Annotated in this window: 12 protein-coding genes and 3 pseudogenes; 7 read left to right on the top strand and 8 right to left on the bottom strand. The window is 65.6% G+C overall.

Annotation, left to right across the window (positions count from 1 at the left end; all coding sequences use genetic code 11):
- The 6 genes and pseudogenes from WJW29_RS04655 to WJW29_RS04630 form a co-directional block, all read right to left on the bottom strand.
- Window positions 1-163: pseudogene (locus tag WJW29_RS04655) on the bottom strand (IS5/IS1182 family transposase); the annotation flags it as partial.
- A 193-nt stretch (window positions 164-356) separates the two neighbouring features.
- On the bottom strand, window positions 357-659 hold the full coding sequence (locus WJW29_RS04650; protein WP_113084415.1) for a methyltransferase: 303 nt from the start codon (window positions 657-659) through the stop codon (window positions 357-359).
- Between the two features lie 7 nt (window positions 660-666).
- Window positions 667-3,609: a valine--tRNA ligase gene (locus WJW29_RS04645; RefSeq protein ID WP_011257710.1), complete on the bottom strand. Its 2,943-nt coding sequence runs from the start codon at window positions 3,607-3,609 to the stop codon at window positions 667-669.
- Between the two features lie 207 nt (window positions 3,610-3,816).
- Window positions 3,817-4,242: a DNA polymerase III subunit chi gene (locus WJW29_RS04640; RefSeq protein WP_011257711.1), complete on the bottom strand. Its 426-nt coding sequence runs from the start codon at window positions 4,240-4,242 to the stop codon at window positions 3,817-3,819.
- 40 nt (window positions 4,243-4,282) lie between these two features.
- Window positions 4,283-4,588, bottom strand: coding sequence for a hypothetical protein (locus WJW29_RS04635; protein ID WP_011257712.1), 306 nt, complete (start codon window positions 4,586-4,588; stop codon window positions 4,283-4,285).
- Window positions 4,588-6,060 carry a leucyl aminopeptidase gene (locus WJW29_RS04630; RefSeq protein ID WP_011257713.1) on the bottom strand — a complete coding sequence of 491 codons (1,473 nt, stop codon included), beginning with the start codon at window positions 6,058-6,060 and terminating at the stop codon, window positions 4,588-4,590. The genes WJW29_RS04635 and WJW29_RS04630 overlap by 1 nt, the downstream gene beginning before the upstream one ends.
- Before the next feature lie 107 nt (window positions 6,061-6,167).
- Here WJW29_RS04630 and lptF point away from each other — a divergent pair, with 107 nt between their 5' ends.
- The 3 genes and pseudogenes from lptF (at window position 6,168) to WJW29_RS04615 (ending at window position 8,657) form a co-directional block, all read left to right on the top strand.
- Entirely contained in the window at window positions 6,168-7,250 is a 1,083-nt protein-coding gene (gene lptF / locus WJW29_RS04625; protein WP_011407634.1) for an LPS export ABC transporter permease LptF, read from the top strand.
- Window positions 7,247-8,353: an LPS export ABC transporter permease LptG gene (gene lptG, locus WJW29_RS04620; protein ID WP_011407635.1), complete on the top strand. Its 1,107-nt coding sequence runs from the start codon at window positions 7,247-7,249 to the stop codon at window positions 8,351-8,353. The genes lptF and lptG overlap by 4 nt, the downstream gene beginning before the upstream one ends.
- A 4-nt stretch (window positions 8,354-8,357) precedes the next feature.
- A pseudogene (locus tag WJW29_RS04615) lies at window positions 8,358-8,657 on the top strand (hypothetical protein).
- A gap of 110 nt (window positions 8,658-8,767) precedes the next feature.
- Here WJW29_RS04615 and WJW29_RS04610 read toward each other — a convergent pair.
- Complete coding sequence (locus WJW29_RS04610; protein WP_011257716.1) at window positions 8,768-9,235, bottom strand: RDD family protein; 468 nt, start codon at window positions 9,233-9,235, stop codon at window positions 8,768-8,770.
- Between the two features lie 426 nt (window positions 9,236-9,661).
- Here WJW29_RS04610 and WJW29_RS04605 point away from each other — a divergent pair.
- Window positions 9,662-9,799, top strand: a pseudogene (locus WJW29_RS04605) (site-specific tyrosine recombinase XerD); the annotation flags it as partial.
- 1 nt (window position 9,800) lies between these two features.
- Here WJW29_RS04605 and avrBs3 read toward each other — a convergent pair.
- Entirely contained in the window at window positions 9,801-13,520 is a 3,720-nt protein-coding gene (avrBs3, locus tag WJW29_RS04600; RefSeq protein ID WP_133265116.1) for a type III secretion system effector avirulence protein AvrBs3, read from the bottom strand.
- On the opposite strand from avrBs3, the gene xerD reads away from it, so the two are divergent.
- The 3 genes from xerD (at window position 13,436) to purL (ending at window position 20,056) form a co-directional block, all read left to right on the top strand.
- The gene (gene xerD / locus WJW29_RS04595) at window positions 13,436-14,353 is read left to right on the top strand and encodes a site-specific tyrosine recombinase XerD (protein ID WP_341897871.1); all 918 of its coding nucleotides are present in this window, start codon (window positions 13,436-13,438) and stop codon (window positions 14,351-14,353) included. The two genes, avrBs3 and xerD, sit on opposite strands and share 85 nt — an antisense overlap.
- A gap of 454 nt (window positions 14,354-14,807) precedes the next feature.
- A complete protein-coding gene (locus WJW29_RS04590) occupies window positions 14,808-15,605 on the top strand; it encodes a DsbC family protein (RefSeq protein WP_011257718.1) in 798 nt (265 codons plus the stop codon).
- A 398-nt stretch (window positions 15,606-16,003) separates the two neighbouring features.
- Window positions 16,004-20,056, top strand: coding sequence for a phosphoribosylformylglycinamidine synthase (purL, locus tag WJW29_RS04585; protein WP_011257719.1), 4,053 nt, complete (start codon window positions 16,004-16,006; stop codon window positions 20,054-20,056).
- The last annotated feature ends 488 nt before the right edge of the window (window positions 20,057-20,544 follow it).

Raw genomic sequence — 20,544 nt, 5'->3', positions numbered from 1 at the left:
GCAGCCGATGGCTCAGCTGGACCAGCGGATGGCGCACGTCGATCTGGTTCTCCAGACGCGAACGAAACAGCTCATCGGCAGGCAACTGCTCGGCGGCAGGACGGCGTGTCCGCATGGGCGAAAACTGCCAGAAACCAGGACCTAGCGTAACGAAAACTGGCAGTTCCAGCACGCCAAAACCGCAGGTGAGGCGTTGCAATGGATGCGGTCTATAGCCAGCGCCTTACGCGTTGACAGTAGGTTTGGTAGGCCGCGCCGAAGCGCTCTTGCAGTGCTTCTTCCTCCAGTCGGATCTGCACCCGGTCGATGTACAGCAGATACACGACCAGTGCCACGCCGCCAGCCGGATGTCCGAGCTAGGTGGCCCAGCCCGCCAACAGCAAGGCGTTACCGATGTACATCGGGTTGCGCGAATAACGATGCAGTCCGGTTTGCACCAGCGCACTGCATCGTTGCGGCCGACGCGGATCGACCGTGGTGCCGGCGCGACGGAATCGCCATTTCGGCACGACGTTGATCAGCGCGCCGAGCAGCATGATGGCTAGCGCGCACGCGCGCTGCCCGGGCAGCGAGATGCACAATTGCGGCCACGTGAGGGCAGCCGCCCATGCGCCTAGCATGCCGGCAGCGACGCAGACCGGCGGCGGCAAGGGGGACATCGTGGGCCTACAGCTTGCCACGTTGCTCGCGCAGACCGGCCAGTTGGGTGGTCCAGTCAGCCAGACGTGCACGCTCCTGATCGACCACTACTGCTGGTGCGTTCTGCACGAAGGTCGCGTTGCCGAGCTTGCCGTTGCACTTGCCGATCTCGCCTTTCACGCGCTTGATTTCCTTGTCCAGGCGCATGCGTTCGGCATCCATGTCGACCAGGCCTTCCAGCGGCACCAGCAGCGTGAGTTCTCCGACGATGGCGGCGGCAGACGGCGGTGTGTCCTGGCCAGCGTCCAGCCAATCGATGCGTTCCAGCTTGAGCAGGAACGACAGCTGCGAGGCGAAGCGGGCAACGCGCGGTCGTTCGTCGGCAGTGTCGGCCTGCAGCAGCAGGCGCACCTGCTTGGACGGTGGCACGTTCAATTCGCTGCGCACGCGGCGCAGTGCCGACACCATCGACTTGAGCCATTCGACATCAGCTTCGGCGGTGGCATAGCCGCTGGTATCGACATCGCCAACCTGCGGGAAGCGCTGCAATGAAATAGTCGCGGTGGTGATGCCCAAACGCGGCACGACCTGCTGCCACAACTCTTCGGTGACGAACGGGGTGAGCGGGTGCAACAGGCGCAGCAACGACTCCAACACGTACAGCAGCGTGTGGCGGGTGCTGGCGGCCGCGTCGGTGTCCTGGTTGTTGAGCGCCGGCTTGGCCAGTTCCACGAACCAGTCGCAGAACGCGTTCCAGGCGAATTCGTACAGCGACTGCGCGAGCAGGTCGAAGCGATAGTTGGCGTAATGCGCGTGGGTTTCTGCAGTGACCTTGTCCAGGCGCGCAAGAATCCACTTTTCCGCTTCGGTGCGCGGTTGTGGCACGCCGGTGAAGCGGGCGCCTTCGGTGTTCATCAGCACGAAACGCGTGGCGTTCCACAGCTTGTTGCAGAAGTTCTTGTAGCCCTCGGCGCGGCCCAGATCGAACTTGATGTCGCGGCCATGCGTCGCGAGTGCGGCGATGGTGAAGCGCAGCGCGTCGGCACCGTGGGCAATGATGCCGTCCGGGAATTCCTTGCGCGTGGCTTTTTCGATCTTTTCGGCCATGCGCGGCTGCATCAAGCCGTTGGTGCGCTTGGCCACCAGATCCTCGATGCTGATGCCGTCGATGATGTCCAGCGGATCGAGCACGTTGCCCTTGGACTTGGACATCTTCTGGCCCTGCGCATCGCGGATCAGGCCGGTGATATAGACGTCGCGGAACGGCACCTGGCCGGTGAAACTGTCGGTGGCCATGATCATGCGCGCCACCCAGAAGAAGATGATGTCGAAGCCGGTGACCAGCACGCTTGAAGGCAGATAACGCGCGAATCCGCGCTCGGCCATCGCCTGCGAATCCGGCCAGCCCAGCGTGGAGAATGGCCACAGCTGCGAGGAGAACCAGGTTTCCAGCACGTCGCTGTCCTGATGCAGCGCAATCTCCGCACCCAAGCCATGCTTGGCACGCACCTCGGCTTCGTCGTGGCCAACATGGCAATGCCCGGCATCGTCGAACCATGCCGGAATGCGATGGCCCCACCACAGCTGACGGCTGATGCACCAATCCTGGATGTTTTCCATCCAATGGCGATAGGTGTTGATCCAGTTCGGCGGCACGAACTGGATCTGGCCGCTTTCGACCAGTTCCAGCCCGCGCTTTGCCAATGCGTCCATTTTCACGAACCACTGGTCGGTGAGGTAAGGCTCGATCACCTGGCCGGTACGGTCGCCGCGCGGCACCTGCAGTTTGTGCGGTTTGGTTTCCACCAAGATGCTCAGGTCTTCCAGCTCGGACAGCACCAGCTTGCGTGCGTCGTAACGATCAAGACCGATGTACTGCGCCGGAATCTTGTAGGCGAGGTGCTGACCTAAACGCTTGCGCTGAATTTGGTCAAGTTCGCGCCAATCGATGCCAGCGTTGACGAAGGGGGATTCGTCATCTGGGTACTGTTTGCGTGGATCGATGATCTTCGCATCTGCGGTGAAAAGGTTTACTAGCGGAAGATTATGTCGCTCCCCCACCTGGTAATCGTTGAAGTCATGCGCAGGCGTGACCTTGACCACGCCGGTGCCGAAGGCGCGGTCGACATAATCGTCGGTGATCACCGGCACGTGCCGGCCGGTCAGCGGCAGCACGATGCGTGCGGTATGCAGCGTGAGATAACGCGCATCTTCCGGGTGCACCATTACAGCGGTATCGCCCAGCATGGTTTCCGGGCGCGTGGTCGCCACCACCAGATAATCGCGGGTCTCGCGCAGGGTCTCGTTGCCGTCGGCATCGTGCTCGATGTGCTCGTAGGTGACGCCATCGGCCAGCGGATAGCGGATCGACCACAGGAAGCCGTCTTCTTCGACGTTTTCCACTTCCAGATCCGAGATCGCGGTCTTCAGCACCGGGTCCCAGTTGACCAGGCGCTGACCGCGGTAGATCAGGCCTTGCTCGTACCAGCGCACGAACGCTTCGTTGACCGCGGCCGACGGCTGCGGGTCCATTGTGAAGGTGCTGCGCGACCAATCGCTGGAAGTGCCCAGCCGACGCATCTGGCGCTCGATGGTGTCGCCGGATGCGGCCTTCCATTCCCACACTTTGGCAATGAAGCCCTCGCGCCCCAGCGAGTCGCGCGTTTCGCCCTTGCCTTCCAATGCCAGATTGCGCGACACCACCATCTCGGTGGCGATGCCGGCATGGTCGGTGCCCACCTGCCACAAGGTGTCGTACCCGCGCATGCGGTGGTAGCGAACCAACGCATCCATCAATGTCTGCTGAAACGCGTGGCCCATGTGCAGCGTGCCGGTGACATTGGGCGGCGGCAGCAGCACGGTGTACGGCTCACCCGTGTCGGACGGCACGAAGTAACCTGCCGCCTCCCACTGCGCATACAGGCGCGATTCGAAGGAAGAGGGGTCGTAGCTGGAGGCGAGGGTGGTCATAGAGGGGCTGGGATTGGTTATTCGTTATTCGGGATTGGTTGCGTCATGGGGCCGGCGAGCATGACTGGCAACCCACGCATCAATGGCAGCGATGGTGCGGTGGAACGGAGGGTGGCGATTTCGGATGCGTCGTTGGCTGCAGCCTGTGGATGCGCGCAAGCCCGCTGTGACGAATCCCCAATCCCAACTCCCCAATCCCCGCCCCATTCACATGTCGTACTTGGTCAGTTCCAGGCCCAGGGCCTTGTACTGTTTCCAACGCTCGCGCAGCGGTTCGCGGGCGGCCGGGTCGGCGGGCACGACTTCCAGCACGCGGTCGCAGGCGCCCAGGTACGGGTCGTCGCGCAGGTTGATCACCAGCGGGCGCGAGGGGGCGGCGAACTCGGGGGCGGCGATCAGCACCGGGGCCAGCTCGTCTTCCTCGTCGGTGCCGGCGATCTGGTGCGGGACGTAGGCTTCGTCGTCGAACGCCCACAGCAGGTCGTCCAACGCCTCGGCCTGCTCCGCATCGCGGGCCAGGATCAGCGTCGACAGGTTGGCGTTGTTGGCCTTGCGCGCCAGCTCGCACACCAGCCGCAGCGGTTCGTTGAGGAAGCGCGGCTTGGCGATCAGGTAGAAGTCGGCACGGGGCATCAGGCGGTCACAAAGCGAGAGGAGAGCAGGAATTTGGTGGTCATGCCGGCGGCCACGAACAGGGCAGCACAGCCGAGCACGGCCAACAACGGGCCGCCGAATGCACGCAGGCGTTGCCCGGGCGGTAGAGATACACCGGCAGGAACCGCACGGCTGATGCCACGATGCCGATATTCATCCAGGCCGGCCGGCGGCTGTCGGCCGCCAGCCACACAAACAACAGCAACAGCTGCACGACGATCCAGAGCAGGTCGATGCCAGGGCTGGTCCAGCCCGGCACCGCGCTGGCTGCGCCCTTCACGACGGAGAAGCCGGCAATCAGCGCCAGTGCCGCGCGCGGCGACATCAGGCGGCGCGATCCAGCAACCACTGCGTCAGCAGGCCGACCGGGCGGCCGGTGGCCATGCCGCGCTTGCCTTCGTCGCTGGCCACGCCGGCGATGTCCAGATGCGCCCAGCGCTGGTTTTCGGTGAAGCGCGACAGGAAGCACCCGGCAGTGATCGCACCGCCCCAGCGGCCGCCGATGTTGTAGACGTCGGCGAAGGTGGAATCCAGCAGACCCTGGTATTCGTCCCACAGCGGCAGGCGCCAGGCGCGGTCGAACACGTGCTCGCCAGCGGCCAGCAGCTCGTTGGCCAGGTCGTCGTGCTTGCTCATCAGGCCGGCGGTCTGGTGACCCAGCGCCACCATGCAGGCACCGGTCAAGGTGGCCACGTCCACCAGCGCTTCGGGGTTGAAGCGTTCGGCGTAGGTCAGCGCATCGCACAGGATCAGCCGGCCTTCGGCGTCGGTATTGCCGACCTCGATGGTCTTGCCGGACATGCTGGTGATCACGTCCGAGGGGCGATAGGCATTGCCGTCGATGGCGTTTTCCACCGCCGGCACCACCACCACCAGATTGATCGGCAGTTCGGCCTTGACCGTGGCCACGAAGGTGCCGATGACGGTGGCGCCACCGCACATGTCGTACTTCATTTCCTCGATGCCGCCCTGCGTCTTGAGGTTGACGCCGCCGGTGTCGAAGGTGATGCCCTTGCCGACCAGCACGTACGGGCGCGCGTCGCCACCACCGTTCCACTTCAGCACGATCAGGCGCGGGCGATTGGCCGAGCCACGTGCCACCGACAGCAGCGAACCCATGCCCAGCGCTTCCATCTGCGCCTCGTCCAGAATCTCGGCTTCGGCGCCCGGGAACTTGCCGGCGAATGCGGCGGCGGTGTCGGCCAGGTAGGCCGGGGTGCAGTAGTTCGGTGGCAGGTTGCCCAGCTCGCGGGCGAACTCCACGCCTTCGGCGGTGGCCACGCCCACGGCGAGCGCGCGGGCGTCGTCGCCGGCGATCGCCAGGGTGGTCAGGCCGGTCTCGTCGACCTTCTTCTTGCCCAGCGTGGCGGTGTAGCGGTAGGCCGCATGGTCGCTGACGGTGACTGCCTGGCGGATGTTCCAGGCCGCATCGCGGGCCTTGACGGTGAGTTCGGTCAGGGTGAGCAGGGCGGTGCCGACTGCGCCGGTCTTCAGCGCGCGGGTTGCATCACCGATGGCCTTGAGGTACGGCGCCACGCCGAACTTGCCGGCGTCGCCCAGCCCGACCACCAGCACGCGCGGGGCGGCGACGCCGGGCAGGTCGTGCAGCAGGGTGGTGCTGCCGGTCTTGCCGGCCACATCGCCGCGTGCCAACAGGGCGGTCAGACGGCCCTGGCTGGCGCTGTCCAGCGCCTGGGCGGCGGGCGAAAGGGTCTTGTCGGCGAACGCGCCAACCACGATGCAGTCGACAGCAGCGCTTGCCGGCGCGTCTTGGTTCAGGGTGAATTGCAGGGCCATTGATCAGATTCCGTAGGCAAATCCGTACAATCGCGGGCTGTTTACGCCAACCTAACTAGGCTGGCGGCGCCGCGAACGAATTCGAGAGTTTAAAACAAGCCCACCCCATGCCGAAGCTCGATCGATACCTGCTTAGCGATTTCACCCAGAGCTTCCTGGCCACCTTGATTGTGCTGCTGGTCGTCAGCGTCGGCGGTGTGCTGGTCGATATCCTCGGCAATATCGCCGATGGCCGCATCCCGGCGCGCTTGCTGCTGTCGCAGGTGGGGCTGCAATTCGTGGCCTACCTGCCCATCATCCTGCCGCTGGCATTAATGCTGGGCTTGCTGCTGGCACTGGCGCGGCTGTACCGCGATTCAGAAATGGCCGTCATTACCGCCATTGGTGTCGGACCCACGCGCATGTTGCGCCCGCTATTGATGCTGGTGGTACCGGTGGTGGTGGTCATCGGGCTGTGCTCGCTGTGGCTGGGCCCCTGGGCGAGCCGCACCGCCGAAGCGATGCTGGAAGATGCCAACCGCAGCGTGCTGATGGCCGGCCTGGAATCGGGCCAGTTCACGCCGTTGTCCGATGGTGGCGTGGTGTACATGCAGACGATCTCTGCCGACGGCAAGGGCCTGGGCAAGATCTTCCTGCAGCGCCAACAGAACGACCGCATCGATGTGGTCACCGCCGACCGCGGCGCCCTGTTCTTCGAAGGCAAGACCGACCGTTACCTGCACCTGGACGATGGCTACCGTACCGAGGGTCCGGCCGGCGGTGCGACGCTGGACTATCGCTTGATGAAGTTCGCCAGCAGCGACATTGCCTTGCCCGACCGCACCCGCTTGCACGATGCCAACGACCCGGAAGTGATGTGGACCACACAGTTGCTGTCCGACGAGCGGCCCGCCGCACGCGCGCAGCTGCATGAGCGCCTGGCACCGCCGCTGCTGGCGCTGGCGTTTGCAATGCTGACCTTGCCGCTGTCGCGCAGCGCGCCGCGGCAGCAGCGCTACGGACGCATCATGCTGGCGTTCCTGGCCTACATGGTCGGCACCAATCTGATGATCGTCGGCACCCAGTGGATCGCCAACGGCAAGGCCCCGGCCGCGCTGGGCCTGTGGTGGCTGACGCTGCCGCTGCTGGCAGTGGCGGTGTGGGCGTATGCGCGCGATGGCCGCGTGCGTCGGCCGAGGGCGCGCGCATGAAGCTGACGCCGCGGGTCCATGATTGGTATGTCGGCCGGGTGGTGCTGTCCACCGTGCTGCTGACGTGGGCGGTGCTGTTGGGGCTTGACCTGGTCAACGCCTTTGCCAGCGAAGCCAAGGACATTGGTCAGGGCAGTTACACCTTTGGCCATGCGGTGGCTTACGTGGCCTACACCGTGCCGCGCCGGGCCTACACCTTGTTCCCCACTGCAGCGGTGATTGGCGCGCTGATGGGCCTGGGCCAGTTGGCCGCCACCTCCGAGCTGACCGCGCTGCGCGCGTTGGGCGTGTCGCGCAAACGCATGTCCGCCTCGGTAGTCGCAGCGATGGCGCTGCTGACCGCCAGCATGGTGATCAGTGGCGAAACCATCGGGCCGTGGGCACAGAACCAGGCGGACACGCTCAAGGCCAGTGCCCGCTACAACAGCGATATGGCCGCTTCGCTCTATGCCGGCCTGTGGGCACGTGAGGGCGACACCTTTCTTAACGCCTTGAGTGGTGAAGAGAAGTTGCTCGACGGCGGCGATACCGCACTGGATCTGCACGATGTGCGGCTGTATCACCTCGACTCCAGCGGCAGAATGCAGCAGCTGACCTATGCGTCGGTGGCCGAACATCGCGATGGCCGTTGGACTCTGCGCCAGGTACGTCGCGACACCTTCCAGGAACGCTCGGTGCAGCGCGAAACCTTCCCCGAGTTGCCGTGGCAATCGCAACTGAATCCGGCAGCGCTGGCCGCTGGCCTCGCCAAGCCGCGCAATCTGTCCGCTCATGATCTGGAGCAGAGCATCGAATACCGCAGCCGCAATGGATTGGATGCGCGCGATTACGAAGATCAGTACTGGAGCCGTTGGTTCTATCCGCTCAACGTGCTGGCGCTGTGCATGGCGGCAATCCCGTTCTCGTTCGGTTCGCTGCGGAGCGGCGGCTTGGGCAAGCGTCTGTTCCTGGGCATCCTGTTCGCGCTGGGCTTCTGGCTGCTGCAGCTGTTTTTCGGCCGCATGGCCGGCGCGCTCAAGCTCGATTACCGCATCGCCTATGCGCTACCGCCGATGGTGATGCTGGGTGTATCGGCGTGGTTGTTCCGCAGGCGTAGTAGCTGACCGCATGCGGCGGGTGAGCATGGTGGGAGTGGCGCTCTGCCTGCTGTATCTGGCGGCGACTGCGTTTTGCGTGTGGGGAGCGCTTAGTGCACAGGGCGATCCCAAGGGCTAATTCGTTTTTCTGCAACTGCCGCTGACGCCTCAGATGATCGCGCTGGATGCTCTCCACGCGTATGCCTGGTTAACCAACATGCCTTGGGCGACAACTTATGTTTTGTTGATTCCGCCATTTTTAGCGGTGCTGTATGCGTTTGGGCATGCAGTTCAGTGGTTGATTGCGCGCCTTTTGTTGGGCGCTCAATAAGCCGCAGCCTGGCTGGGTCGCCGCCGCCAGTCCCGTCGCACTCCAGGTGCAGTTCGCATGCATCGAACAAGCGGGATCGGCGAGATGCGGGTTGTGGACTGCCGACCTGATCACTTCAATGTCTTGGCACTGCGCTGCAGCCGGGTCCCACTTGCACGGTCGTGCCAGGTCAGCCGGTCGCGATCCAGCCACGCCCACCAGAATCCTAGCCCGCCCAGCGCCAGCGACAAGGTGCCGACGGCATAGCGTATCCACAGCGCACGCCATGAGGCCTGTGGACCGATCAAGCGCAGCCGCCACGGGCGCATGCCCAGCGTCTGTCCGCCGCGGCGCCAGCTCGCGGTGGCGTAGATGCCTGCGGTGATCCAGCAGCACAGCCACAACAGCCATTGCCAGCCGCTGAAGGGTGCGATGTTTTCGCGTGCTGGGTGCCCGGCGAGCGTAAAGCCCAGCGTGAATACAGTGGAGATCAGCATCGACAGCGCCAGCACTGGCAAGGCGTCGTAGCACAGCGCCAGCAGCCGCCAGCCCACCAGTGCAGGGGTGCGTGCAATGCGCGGCGAAGAGAGCGAAGTCATGGCGCGAGCATAACGGTCGCCAGTCACTGTGCAACGCCGCGCTGCGGTCGCTGCGCTTTGGCATTTGCCCGCGCTGACGCATTCGCTGCGTCGCTCCGGGCAATCGGGCGCAAGCCCACGCCCGGCGGCTCCTTGTCGTGGCATCAATACGGTGGGTGGGCCGCCGCATTCCCGGTAGACCATTCGTGTTTGCGTCTTGTCTGCCTGATCGCACCGCCTCACACGCACGCGTACGTCCCTTCCGCTGCGCACGTCGTGCGAGGCACGCACAAAGAGGCACGCAAAGAGCCCCTGCGTGCGGATGGCGTGGCCTGGTCACACATCACAACGCTGTGCAGCGTAAGCCAGTGTGCCTAAGCATGCCGCATACCGGCGATCTGCAACGCGTTGTCTCGCAACGCGCGCGCCACGTTCTATGCTGTTGCGATGTCTGCCAGCAGTCCTGCCGAACGCCGCCAACTCGCCCAGCAGCTACCGCCGCTGCAGGCGGCCGATGCCGGTGTGATCGAGCGTTTCCTCGACCGGTTTTGGGCCGAGCAAGGCGTGGCGCGGCAGACGCTGGAGATCAGATCGTCCCTCCGACTGAGCCTGACTGAGGCAATAGCTCCATCAACCATGCGAGCTCCTCTTCGTTGAATGCCGGGAAATCATCCGCTGCCCCTGCGAAGGGGGCCGCATCTTGTTCCCACAGCACGGTGCTGGACGCTGCCAGGTCGGCAGCGATGGGCGTACCAGGATCCGGGAGGCCGCCCCCGATCCTGGTACGCGGGCGTTTTACCCTCCAGCTGAGGGGCAAATGCAGCGCATCGTGCTGTTCGGGAACGCGCACCTCGAAAGATTGCTGTGCGGAGGGGCCGGTGACAGCACGATCCGATCGGGACCGTTTACGGCTGCTTGCCCCTGTCTGATCTCCCTCGTGCATTGGGCTAGGCGCATCAAGGTCACGCTCCAGCGAATCGGCGAATGCATGCAAAGACGCCTGATCCGGTGTTTGAGCTGAAGTAGGGGACGGTTTGGCCCTTTTCATCCCTGATGCCTGGAGGATACGGTCCCAACGCTGCGAGGCTGGGGGGAGCGTTCCACCGCGGGCTTCGAGTTCGGTGACGCCCACTCTGCGAAAGAGCTGTACCAACCCGTTCCTGCTCATCCCGAACTGCGTCATGGCCTCATCAAATGCGTACGCTGGGTGGGAGTGGCACTGGAAAAACTCCAGCACGCGAACCACTTGCGCGTAGTCGGCAACGCGATGGGACGTGCGTTCGCCAATACGGCGATTGACTCTTCTGATCAATTCCGGCGCGTGCGGCAATCCCTTTTTCACTGCATCCATGGCAGGACGTCCGCCGAGGCAGGCCAAGGCGACGAGGTGGTCGTTGGTCAACGCGGCCAACGCCGGATCAGGGCGAGATAACTGGGCAACAATGCTCTCCAGCGCCTGCTTGCCGCCGCCATTGCTGGCGATGGCCACCACCTGGTCCGGGGTCAGGCCATGGTCCTGGCACAGCACCGGCAACAGCCGCTGCACCGTCTCCAGCGCCTGCTTGCCGCCACTATTGCTGGCGATGGCCACGACCTGGTCCGGGGTCAGGCCATGGTCCTGGCACAGCACCGGCAACAGCCGCTGCACCGTCTCCAGCGCCTGCTTGCCGCCATTGCTGGCGATGGCCACCACCTGGTCCAGGGTCAGGCCATGGTCCTGGCACAGCACCGGCAACAGCCGCTGCACCGTCTCCAGCGCCTGCTTGCCGCCAATATTGCTGGCGATGGCCACCACCTGGTCCGGGGTCAGGCCATGGTCCTGGCACAGCACCGGCAACAGCCGCTGCACCGTCTCCAGCGCCTGCTTGCCACCGTTATTGTTGGCGATGGCCACGACCTGGTCCGGGGTCAGGCCATGGTCCTGGCACAGCACCGGCAACAGCCGCTGCACCGTCTCCAGCGCCTGCTTGCCGCCACTATTGCTGGCGATGCCCACGACCTGGTCCGGGGTCAGGCCATGGTCCTGGCACAGCACCGGCAACAGCCGCTGCACCGTCTCCAGCGCCTGCTTGCCGCCGCCATTGCTGGCGATGGCCACCACCTGGTTCGGGGTCAGGCCATGGTCCTGGCACAGCACCGGCAACAGCCGCTGCACCGTCTCCAGCGCCTGCTTGCCGCCACTATTGCTGGCGATGGCCACGACCTGGTCCGGGGTCAGGCCATGGTCCTGGCACAGCACCGGCAACAGCCGCTGCACCGTCTCCAGCGCCTGCTTGCCGCCGTTATTGTTGGCGATGGCCACGACCTGGTCCGGGGTTAGGCCATGGTCCTGGCACAGCACCGGCAACAGCCGCTGCACCGTCTCCAGCGTCTGCTTGCCGCCAATATTGCTGGCGATGGCCACGACCTGGTCCGGGGTCAGGCCATGGGCCTGGCACAGCACCGGCAACAGCCGCTGCACCGTCTCCAGCGCCTGCTTGCCGCCGTTATTGTTGGCGATGGCCACCACTTGGTCCGGGGTCAGGCCATGGTCCTGGCACAGCACCGGCAACAGCCGCTGCACCATCTCCAGCGCCTGCTTGCCGCCAATATTGCTGGCGATGGTCACGACCTGGTCCGGGGTCAGGCCATGGTCCTGGCACAGCACCGGCAACAGCCGCTGCACCGTCTCCAGCGCCTGCTTGCCGCCGTTATTGTTGGCGATGGCCACCACTTGGTCCGGGGTCAGGCCATGGTCCTGGCACAGCACCGGCAACAGCCGCTGCACCGTCTCCAGCGCCTGCTTGCCGCCAATATTGCTGGCGATGGCCACGACCTGGGCCGGGGTCAGGCCATGATCCTGGCACAGCACCGGCAACAGCCGTTGCACCGTCTCCAGCGCCTGCTTGCCGCCGCCATTGCTGGCGATGGCCACCACCTGGTCCGGGGTCAGGCCATGGGCCTGGCACAGCACCGGCAACAGCCGCTGCAGCGTCTCCAGCGCCTGCTTGCCGCCTTTATTGTTGGCGATGGCCACCACTTGGTCCGGGGTCAGGCCATGGTCCTGGCACAGCACCGGCAACAGCCGCTGCACCGTCTCCAGCGCCTGCTTGCCGCCGCCATTGCTGGCGATGGCCACGACCTGGTCCGGGGTCAGGCCATGGTCCTGGCACAGCACCGGCAACAGCCGCTGCACCGTCTCCAGCGCCTGCTTGCCGCCGTTATTGCTGGCGATGGCCACGACCTGGTCCGGGGTCAGGCCATGGTCCTGGCACAGCACCGGCAACAGCCGCTGCACCGTCTCCAGCGCCTGCTTGCCGCCGCCATTGCTGGCGATGGCCACGACCTGGTCCGGGGTCAGGCCATGGTCCTGGCACAGCACCGGCAACAGCCGCTGCACCGTCTCCAGCGCCTGCTTGCCGCCAATATTGCTGGCGATGGCCACCACTTGGTCCGGGGTCAGGTTCAGGGGGGCACCCGTCAGTGCATTGCGCCATGCATGCACTGCCTCCACTGCGGTCACGCCGCCACGTTTTGCAATCTTGAGAAGTTGGCCTGTGTCCAACTGTAACGGCGGACCTCTCAACTCCCTCGCCTCCGTGAGCAAGGCCTCCAGGGCGCGTGCGCCGGACCACTGTTTGCCGACGCCAACGATGTCTTCGTGTGTCGCCTCTGGCAACGCCGTGATTATGTCCTGATACGTGACAGCAACGGTCCCTAACGCTGCCGGGTGTTGGCTGAGCGCAACGATGTGCGCGTGTGTAAACCCATGGCCCACCAGTGCCTCGTGGTGCTGCGCCACTGTCGAACGCACCTTCGGTTTGATCTTCTCTTGCTGCTGCTGACTGTAGCCGAGCGTGCGTAGATCCACCTGCGCGGCCGGCGAAGCGTCGGAGGGTTGCGCCGCACGCCGTCGCGGGGCCGGCTTGGCGCGCGGCGGCCGCGCGGCAGTGACAGCGACACGCACGGTGGGTGGCGGGTCATCGGCTGCACGCAGACCCGATTGCACCTCATCGCACTCTGCTGGGGCAGCCGCTGTATGCGGCGTGCCGACGGCAGGCATCGAATCAAGAAGCGATGTATCAAGAAGCGACGGATCGAACTGACGGAGCAGATCGCTGAAGCTGCCCGCCGAGAACGCAGGCGAGGGCGCAGGGGGAGATGGCAGCCGGGTCCGGGACATCGTCCGCCGAGCGGGCAAGCCATCCAGGGGGCCGCCAGCAGGCGGAGCCCCCCCCCGATCTGCAGTCGGCTGAACCCTATCCGGTTGGGGTCCGGGCAGAAGCTCGCGGGCAGGACTTGGCGTGCGCGAACGAATGGGATCCATGCTACCGGCGCGATCTGGAAGGGTTGGCGCGCTGGCGCGCCGGCGCCGGCGGCGGTTTGCTCGGCATCGACCGCGTGGCATTGTTCGACTATCTGCGGTGGCGTGCCCAGGCCAATTACTCCCCGCGCAGCACGGCGCGGCTGCTGTCGACCTTGCGTGCGTTCTACGGCTGGTGCCTGCGCGATGGCGTGCGCAGCGACGACCCGACAGCGCTGATCGACCCGCCACAGCTGCCGCGCTCGCTGCCCAAAGCGTTGACTGAAAGTCAGATCGAGGCGCTGCTGGCCGCCCCCGAGGTGGATACTCCTGCGGGCCTGCGCGACCGCGCCATGCTGGAGCTGATGTACGCCGCGGGCCTGCGTGTGAGCGAGCTGGTCAACCTGCCGGCAGTCGGGGTGAATCTGCGCCAGGGCGTGTTGCGGGTCACCGGCAAGGGCAGCAAGGACCGGCTGGTGCCGCTGGGCGAGGAATCCCAGCATTGGTTGGAACGTTACCTGCGCGAGGCGCGCCCGCTGCTGGCCGCGAACAAGCCGGTGGCGGCGGTGGATGGCCAGGTGCCGTTATTCATCGACGCCGCCCGCCAAGCGCTCAGTCGTCAGCACTTCTGGGCGTTGGTCAAACGCTACGCAGCGGTGGCCGGCATCGACCCGGCGATGGTCAGCCCACATGGGCTGCGCCACAGCTTTGCCACCCATTTGCTCAACCACGGCGCCGACCTGCGCGCGCTGCAGATGCTGTTGGGCCACAGCTCGTTGTCGACCACCCAGATCTATACGCTGGTGGCGCGCCAGCATCTGCAGAAGCTGCACGCCAGCCATCATCCGCGTGGTTAGTCCGCGCGGCGTTTGACCAGTCGCGTGTGGGCGCACTGCTGATGCGCTGAGGGCCCGGCTGGGAAATACGTGCCCGGTCAAATCAAGCGGCCAGCGGCAGCTCGAACAACGCTTGACGGAGTTTGCGATGCAGCATCAGCCGCGCTCGACCGGGAGCGTGGCCTCCTCGTGCCATACATCACGCCAGCGGTCAGGGCAGAGTGGCGGGGGGGGGGGGGCACCCGCACTGTAAAGCGCCGGAGCGAGCAGGATTGGACGATTAGGAAATTTCAGGACGTTCTGTGCTGCCAACGTGCAGACCTGCCGCCAGAGCCGCGAAACCGCGCTGTGCATCGCGTCTGTCCCATCGCCGCAGCAGTTGTTCGCTTGCCGTGTTGCCAAATGTCGCGGCCGCTGCCGGGCTTCATCTGCGCTGTGCAAGAATGCCGGCACCTCATTCCATCTGGATGCGTGAATGTATCGTCTTGCCATCGCCGCGCTGCTGGGCGCGATCAGCCTTACCGCCTGCGCACAATCGTCGCAGCCTGCGGCAAGCACTGTCGGCGCCAAGCCCGCCGCCGCGCCCGCCGCCGCCGGCAACGTGGATCAGCGCGTGAGCACGGCGCTCAAGGCGCTGGACCCGGATTTCAAGCCTGACTACCTCGGTGCTGCACCATTCCCCGGCTTCCGCGAAGTGGTCGTCGGTGGGCAGGTGCTGTACGTCAGCGATGACGGCCGTTACCTGATCCAGGCGCAGCCGTTCGACATCCAGAACAAGCAATTCGCCGCCAGCCCGGGCCTGCTGGCCTACCGCCGCAAGCAGCTGGACACTGTGCCCAAAGCCGACCGCATCGTCTTTGCGCCGGCAAACCCGAAGTACACCGTCACCGTCTTTACCGACGTGGAATGTGGCTACTGCCGCAAGCTGCACAGCGAGATCGGCGAGCTCAACAAGCAGGGCATCGCGGTGGAATACCTCGCGTTCCCGCGCATGGGCCTGGGCAGCCAGGACCACAAGGAAATGATCGCGGTGTGGTGCGCTGCCGATCGCAAGCAAGCGCTGACGGCCGCCAAGTCCGGTCAGCCGGTGGCTTCCAAGGACTGCAAGAACCCGGTGTCGATGGAATACACCCTGGGCCAGCGCCTGGGTGTCAACGGTACGCCGGCGATCTTTGCGCCAGACGGCACGCAGCTTGGTGGCTACCTGCCGCCAGCGCAGCTGCGTGAGGCGCTGGAAAAGCGCGCCGTCGCCACGGCCGGCGGCAGCCGCTGATCCACGGCGGAGCGGCGGTGTGATGCCGCTTGGCGGGTCACATCGGTGGCCGGCGCGATCGAACGGAAGGCTGGAATGCAGATGCATTCCGGCCTTCTGCGTTTTTTGGGGCAGGCTGGAGGGATCGGGGGCCTGAACCTGGTAGTTCGCGCCCAACTGCCAGCCAGCCCGCGGGCTGGCTGGACAGAAACCAATAGCCAATAGCCAATGCGTCGACATGTAGCCTCGTAGCCCGCGAGTCAGCCAGCCACGGTCACCCGTGCCGCGCAGGGCTGGATTTGGCCCCGCCACACGGCCGCATCACCCCACGCATTGCCCGCCTGCGCCCGCGCAGTCCGGCGTCGATCCATCAGCTCCGTTACAATCTGCAGCCCCGTTTCTGACACGGTTCCTCGGACATGATGGTCCTCGAGGGCGCTTCCGCCCTTTCGCCGTTCCGCCGCGCTCGGCTCGAAACCCGCCTGCAAACCCTCGTCCCCGCGCTGCGTATCACCGGCGTCTGGCACGTGTACTTCATCCGCGCCGAGGCCGGGCAATCGCCCGACCAGGCCACCTTGCGGCGGATTCTGCAGGCCAATGCTGCGCCCGCCGTGCGCGATGCGGATGCCGCTTCGCGCTATGTGGTGCCGCGGTTGGGCACGCTGTCGCCGTGGTCGAGCAAGGCCACCGAGCTGGTGCGTGGCGCCGGGCAGCCGATCCAGCGCGTGGAGCGCGGCACCCGCATCGATCTGGCCGGCTGGCCGGACGACGCGGTCGCGCAGGCCGCCGTGGCCAAGCTGCTGCACGACCCGATGACGCAATCGCTGCTCGGTTCGGCTGCTGCGGCCGAGGCGCTGTTCAATGTGCCCGCCCCGGGCCAGTTGCAGCGCGTGCCGCTGGATGGGCTGGAGCAGGCCAACCGCGACCTGGGACTGGCGCTGGCGCAGGACGAGATCGACTACCTGCGCGAACGTTTCGCCGCGCTGGGCCGCGACCCGGCCGATGTCGAGCTGATGATGTTTGCGCAGGCCAACTCCGAGCACTGCCGGCACAAGATCTTCAACGCCAGCTGGACCATCGACGGCAAGCCGCAGGAGCGCTCGCTGTTCCGCATGATCAAGCACACCCACCAGCAGACCCCGCAGCACACCTTGTCGGCCTACAGCGACAACGCCGCGGTGGTGGAAGGCGTGCCAGCCGCGCGCTATCGCCCGGATCCGGCCAGTGGCCAATACCGCAGGGAAGCGGTGCTGCCGTCGGCCTTTGCGATCAAGGTGGAAACGCATAACCACCCGACCGCGATCGCACCGTTCCCCGGCGCGGCCACCGGTGCGGGCGGCGAAATTCGCGACGAAGGCGCCACGGGCCGCGGTGGCAAGCCCAAGGCCGGCCTGACCGGGTTTTCGGTCTCGCACCTGCGCATTCCGACCCTGCCGCAACCGTGGGAAGCGCCGCGCGCACTGAACCCGCGCATGGCACCCGCGCTGGACATCATGCTCGACGGCCCGCTGGGCGGTGCCGCGTTCAACAACGAATTCGGCCGGCCGAACCTGCTCGGCTATTTCCGCAGTTTCGAGCTCGCCGAAGGCCCGGGCCTGACCCGCGCCTACGACAAACCGATCATGCTGGCCGGTGGCCTGGGCGCGATCGATCGCAATCAGGTCGAAAAGCTGCGCCTGCAGCCGGGCGATGCGGTGATCGTGCTGGGCGGCCCGGCGATGCTGATCGGCCTGGGCGGCGGCGCGGCCAGTTCAGTGGCCGCAGGCGACAGTGCCGAAGCGCTGGATTTTGCCAGCGTGCAGCGCGAAAACCCTGAAATGGAGCGCCGCTGCCAGGAGGTCATCGACCACTGCGTGGCGCTGGGTGTGGACAACCCGATCCGCTGGTTCCATGACGTGGGCGCGGGCGGGCTGTCCAACGCCATTCCCGAGCTGCTGCACGATTCGGGCGTGGGCGGCATCATCGATTTGGGCCGTGTGCTCAGCGACGATCCGTCGCTGTCGCCGCTGGAACTGTGGTGCAACGAATCGCAGGAACGCTACGTGCTCGGCGTGCCGCAGGCGCGCCTGGAGGAATTCGCCGCCATCTGCGCCCGCGAGCGCTGCCCGTTCGCCGCGGTCGGCGTGGCCACGACGGAGGAGCGGCTGGTGGTTGGCTATGGAGTCTTCGACTCCGGGATTGGAGATTCGGGATTCGGGATGCGCAACGGCGCACTCTCGGGTGCTGAAAGCGCTCCTGCTTCTCCCCGCTCCCCACTCCCCACTCCCCACTCCCAGCTTCCAATCGATCTGCCGATGGATGTCCTGTTCGGCAAGGCGCCGAAGATGCATCGCGATGCAGTGCATCCGGCCGCGCCGCAGTGGCCGGTGCTGCAGACCGCGTCGCTGGATCTGCAGCAGGCTGGCTTGCGCGTGTTGGCGCATCCCACCGTGGCGTCCAAGAGCTTTCTGGTCACCATCGGCGACCGCAGCGTGGGCGGCTTGACTGCGCGCGAGCAGATGATCGGGCCGTGGCAGCTGCCGCTGGCCGATTGCGCGATCACCATGGCCGGTTTCGACACCTTCGAAGGCGAAGCGATGTCGATCGGCGAGCGCACTCCGTTGGCGCTGTTGAACGCGGCCGCGTCCGCACGCATGGCCGTGGGCGAAGCGATCACCAACCTGTGCGCTGCACCGATGCATCGGCTGGACAGCATCAAGCTCTCGGCCAACTGGATGGCCGCCGCCGGCCATGCCGGTGAAGACGCGCTGTTGTACGACGCCGTGCGCGCGGTCGGCATGGAGCTTTGCCCGGCACTCGAACTGAGCGTGCCGGTGGGCAAGGATTCGCTGTCGATGCAGGCGCAGTGGGTTGAAGCCGGCATTGGTGATTCGGCATTCGGCATTGGCAAAACACCGGAGTCCTCCGCTGTTGCGAATCCCCGATCTCCGCTGCCCACTCCCGTCGCTCACAAGAGCGTTTCACCGGTCTCGCTGATCATCAGTGCGTTCGCCCCAGTCGGCGATGTGCGCACGCAGCTGACGCCGTTGTTGCGCAGCGATGAAGAGAGCGAGCTGTGGTTGATCGGCTTGGGTGGCGGCAAGCAGCGGCTGGGCGGGTCGGTGCTGGCGCAGGTGTATGCCAATGACGCGGCATTGCCGGCATTCGGCGGCGATGTGCCGGATCTGGACGATGCGCAGCGTCTGCGCAGTTTCTTCGAGCTGATCCGCGACGCGCGCGACAGCGGGCTGTTGCTGGCGTACCACGATCGCAGCGATGGCGGTGCGTTTGCCGCGTTGTGCGAGATGGCGTTCGCGTCGCGGCAGGGCCTGGATATCACGCTGGATGCGTGGGGCGACGATGCGTTCCGCAGCCTGTTCAACGAAGAATTGGGCGCCGTGGTGCAGATCGCCAGCGAAGACCGTGCCGCGTTCGCCGATCTGGTCGAACGCCACGCATTGACCGAATGCGCGCAGCGCATTGCACGCCCCACCGGCACGCCGCGCATTCGCGTGAGCGGGCAGGGCCGCGTGTTGGCCGAGTGGCGCTGGGAAGAGTTGTTCGATGCATGGTGGTCGGTGACCCATGCCATGCAGAAGCTGCGCGACAACCCCGACAGCGCCGACGAAGAGCGCGCGCTGGCGCGTGATTTCAAGGCGCCGGGCCTGCGTCCGAAGCTGGTGTTCAACCCCTCCGACGATGTGGCGGCGCCGTTCGTGGCCACAGGTGCCCGGCCCACGGTGGCGATCTTGCGCGAGCAGGGCGTCAACGGGCAGATCGAAATGGCCTATAACTTCGAGCGTGCCGGTTTCCGTGCCTACGACGTGCACATGAGCGACCTGATCGAAGGCCGCGTGGATCTGAGCGAATTCGTCGGCTTCGCGGCCTGTGGCGGTTTCAGCTACGGCGACGTGCTGGGTGCCGGCCGCGGCTGGGCGACTTCGATCCTGGAGCGCTCGGCGCTGCGCGATGCGTTTGCCGCGTTCTTTGCCCGTAGCGATACGTTCGCGCTGGGCGTGTGCAATGGCTGTCAGATGCTCAGTCAGCTCAAGGACATCATTCCCGGCGCCGAGCATTGGCCGCGCTTCTTGCGCAACCGTAGCGAGCAGTTCGAAGCGCGCACTGCGCTCCTGGAAGTGGTGGAGTCGCCGTCGATCTTCCTGCGCGGCATGGCCGGCTCGCGGATTCCGGTGGCGGTGGCGCATGGCGAAGGCCGCGCGGAATTCGATACTGCCGTGGACCAGGCCGCTGCACGCGTGGCATTGCGTTACATCGATGGCAACGGCGCGGTGGCGTCGCAGTACCCGCTCAATCCGAACGGCTCGCCCGACGGCATCACCGGGCTGACCAGCAGCGACGGCCGCGTCACGATCCTGATGCCCCATCCCGAGCGCACGCCGCGCAGCGCAAATTTGAGCTGGTATCCGGCCGACTGGGGCGACGACTCGCCGTGGATGCGGATGTTCCGCAATGCGCGGGTGTGGTGCGGTTGATGGCGTGCGGCTGATCTGCAGCCGCTGATGCCTCACTCGACGGCCGTGTGCAGGGATGCACGCGGCCGTTGTCGTTTTGGCAGAGTGCGCTTTGCCTGTAGGTGCGGGGCGGTAGAAGCTTCTCCGCGTGTTGCGGTACTCGCGGATTCTCAAGCAAATTGACCACGATGGTTTTTAAAGCGCAACGGTGTTCGCAGGTGTCGCCATCGCCGGCTTGTTGCGCGTGGAGATGCAAGGCATGCAGCACTGCGTAGCTGATGTGGACTGCCTACGAGCGCGAGCCGGGGCAGTTCGACGTCCTCGGCAAAAACTGTCTTGGTGCCGATGCATCCATGCGTCACGGCATTAGCCAGACGAGGCACTTCATCACACTGCGTGCCGCCACCGAGGCCCCTCACAGTGGAGGGCCTCGCCATGGAAGCGGCCAGCCTGTTGGTGCGCCAATGATCCGAAGCTCGGCACCGCTGTCCCGCAGCATCGTCATTTCC

The sequence above is a fragment of the Xanthomonas sp. JL1 genome (assembly GCF_038405005.1).
Note: the sequence above shows the minus strand (reverse complement) of the source record. Positions and strands in the feature narration are given on the sequence as shown.

Coding starts and splice junctions, on each gene's coding strand:
- WJW29_RS04650 (WP_113084415.1), bottom strand. CDS start 659: ATGTCCCCCTTGCCGCCGCCGGTCTGCGTCGCTGCCGGCATGCTAGGC.
- WJW29_RS04645 (WP_011257710.1), bottom strand. CDS start 3,609: ATGACCACCCTCGCCTCCAGCTACGACCCCTCTTCCTTCGAATCGCGC.
- WJW29_RS04640 (WP_011257711.1), bottom strand. CDS start 4,242: ATGCCCCGTGCCGACTTCTACCTGATCGCCAAGCCGCGCTTCCTCAAC.
- WJW29_RS04635 (WP_011257712.1), bottom strand. CDS start 4,588: ATGTCGCCGCGCGCGGCACTGGCGCTGATTGCCGGCTTCTCCGTCGTG.
- WJW29_RS04630 (WP_011257713.1), bottom strand. CDS start 6,060: ATGGCCCTGCAATTCACCCTGAACCAAGACGCGCCGGCAAGCGCTGCT.
- lptF (WP_011407634.1), top strand. CDS start 6,168: ATGCCGAAGCTCGATCGATACCTGCTTAGCGATTTCACCCAGAGCTTC.
- lptG (WP_011407635.1), top strand. CDS start 7,247: ATGAAGCTGACGCCGCGGGTCCATGATTGGTATGTCGGCCGGGTGGTG.
- WJW29_RS04610 (WP_011257716.1), bottom strand. CDS start 9,235: ATGACTTCGCTCTCTTCGCCGCGCATTGCACGCACCCCTGCACTGGTG.
- avrBs3 (WP_133265116.1), bottom strand. CDS start 13,520: ATGGATCCCATTCGTTCGCGCACGCCAAGTCCTGCCCGCGAGCTTCTG.
- WJW29_RS04590 (WP_011257718.1), top strand. CDS start 14,808: ATGTATCGTCTTGCCATCGCCGCGCTGCTGGGCGCGATCAGCCTTACC.
- purL (WP_011257719.1), top strand. CDS start 16,004: ATGATGGTCCTCGAGGGCGCTTCCGCCCTTTCGCCGTTCCGCCGCGCT.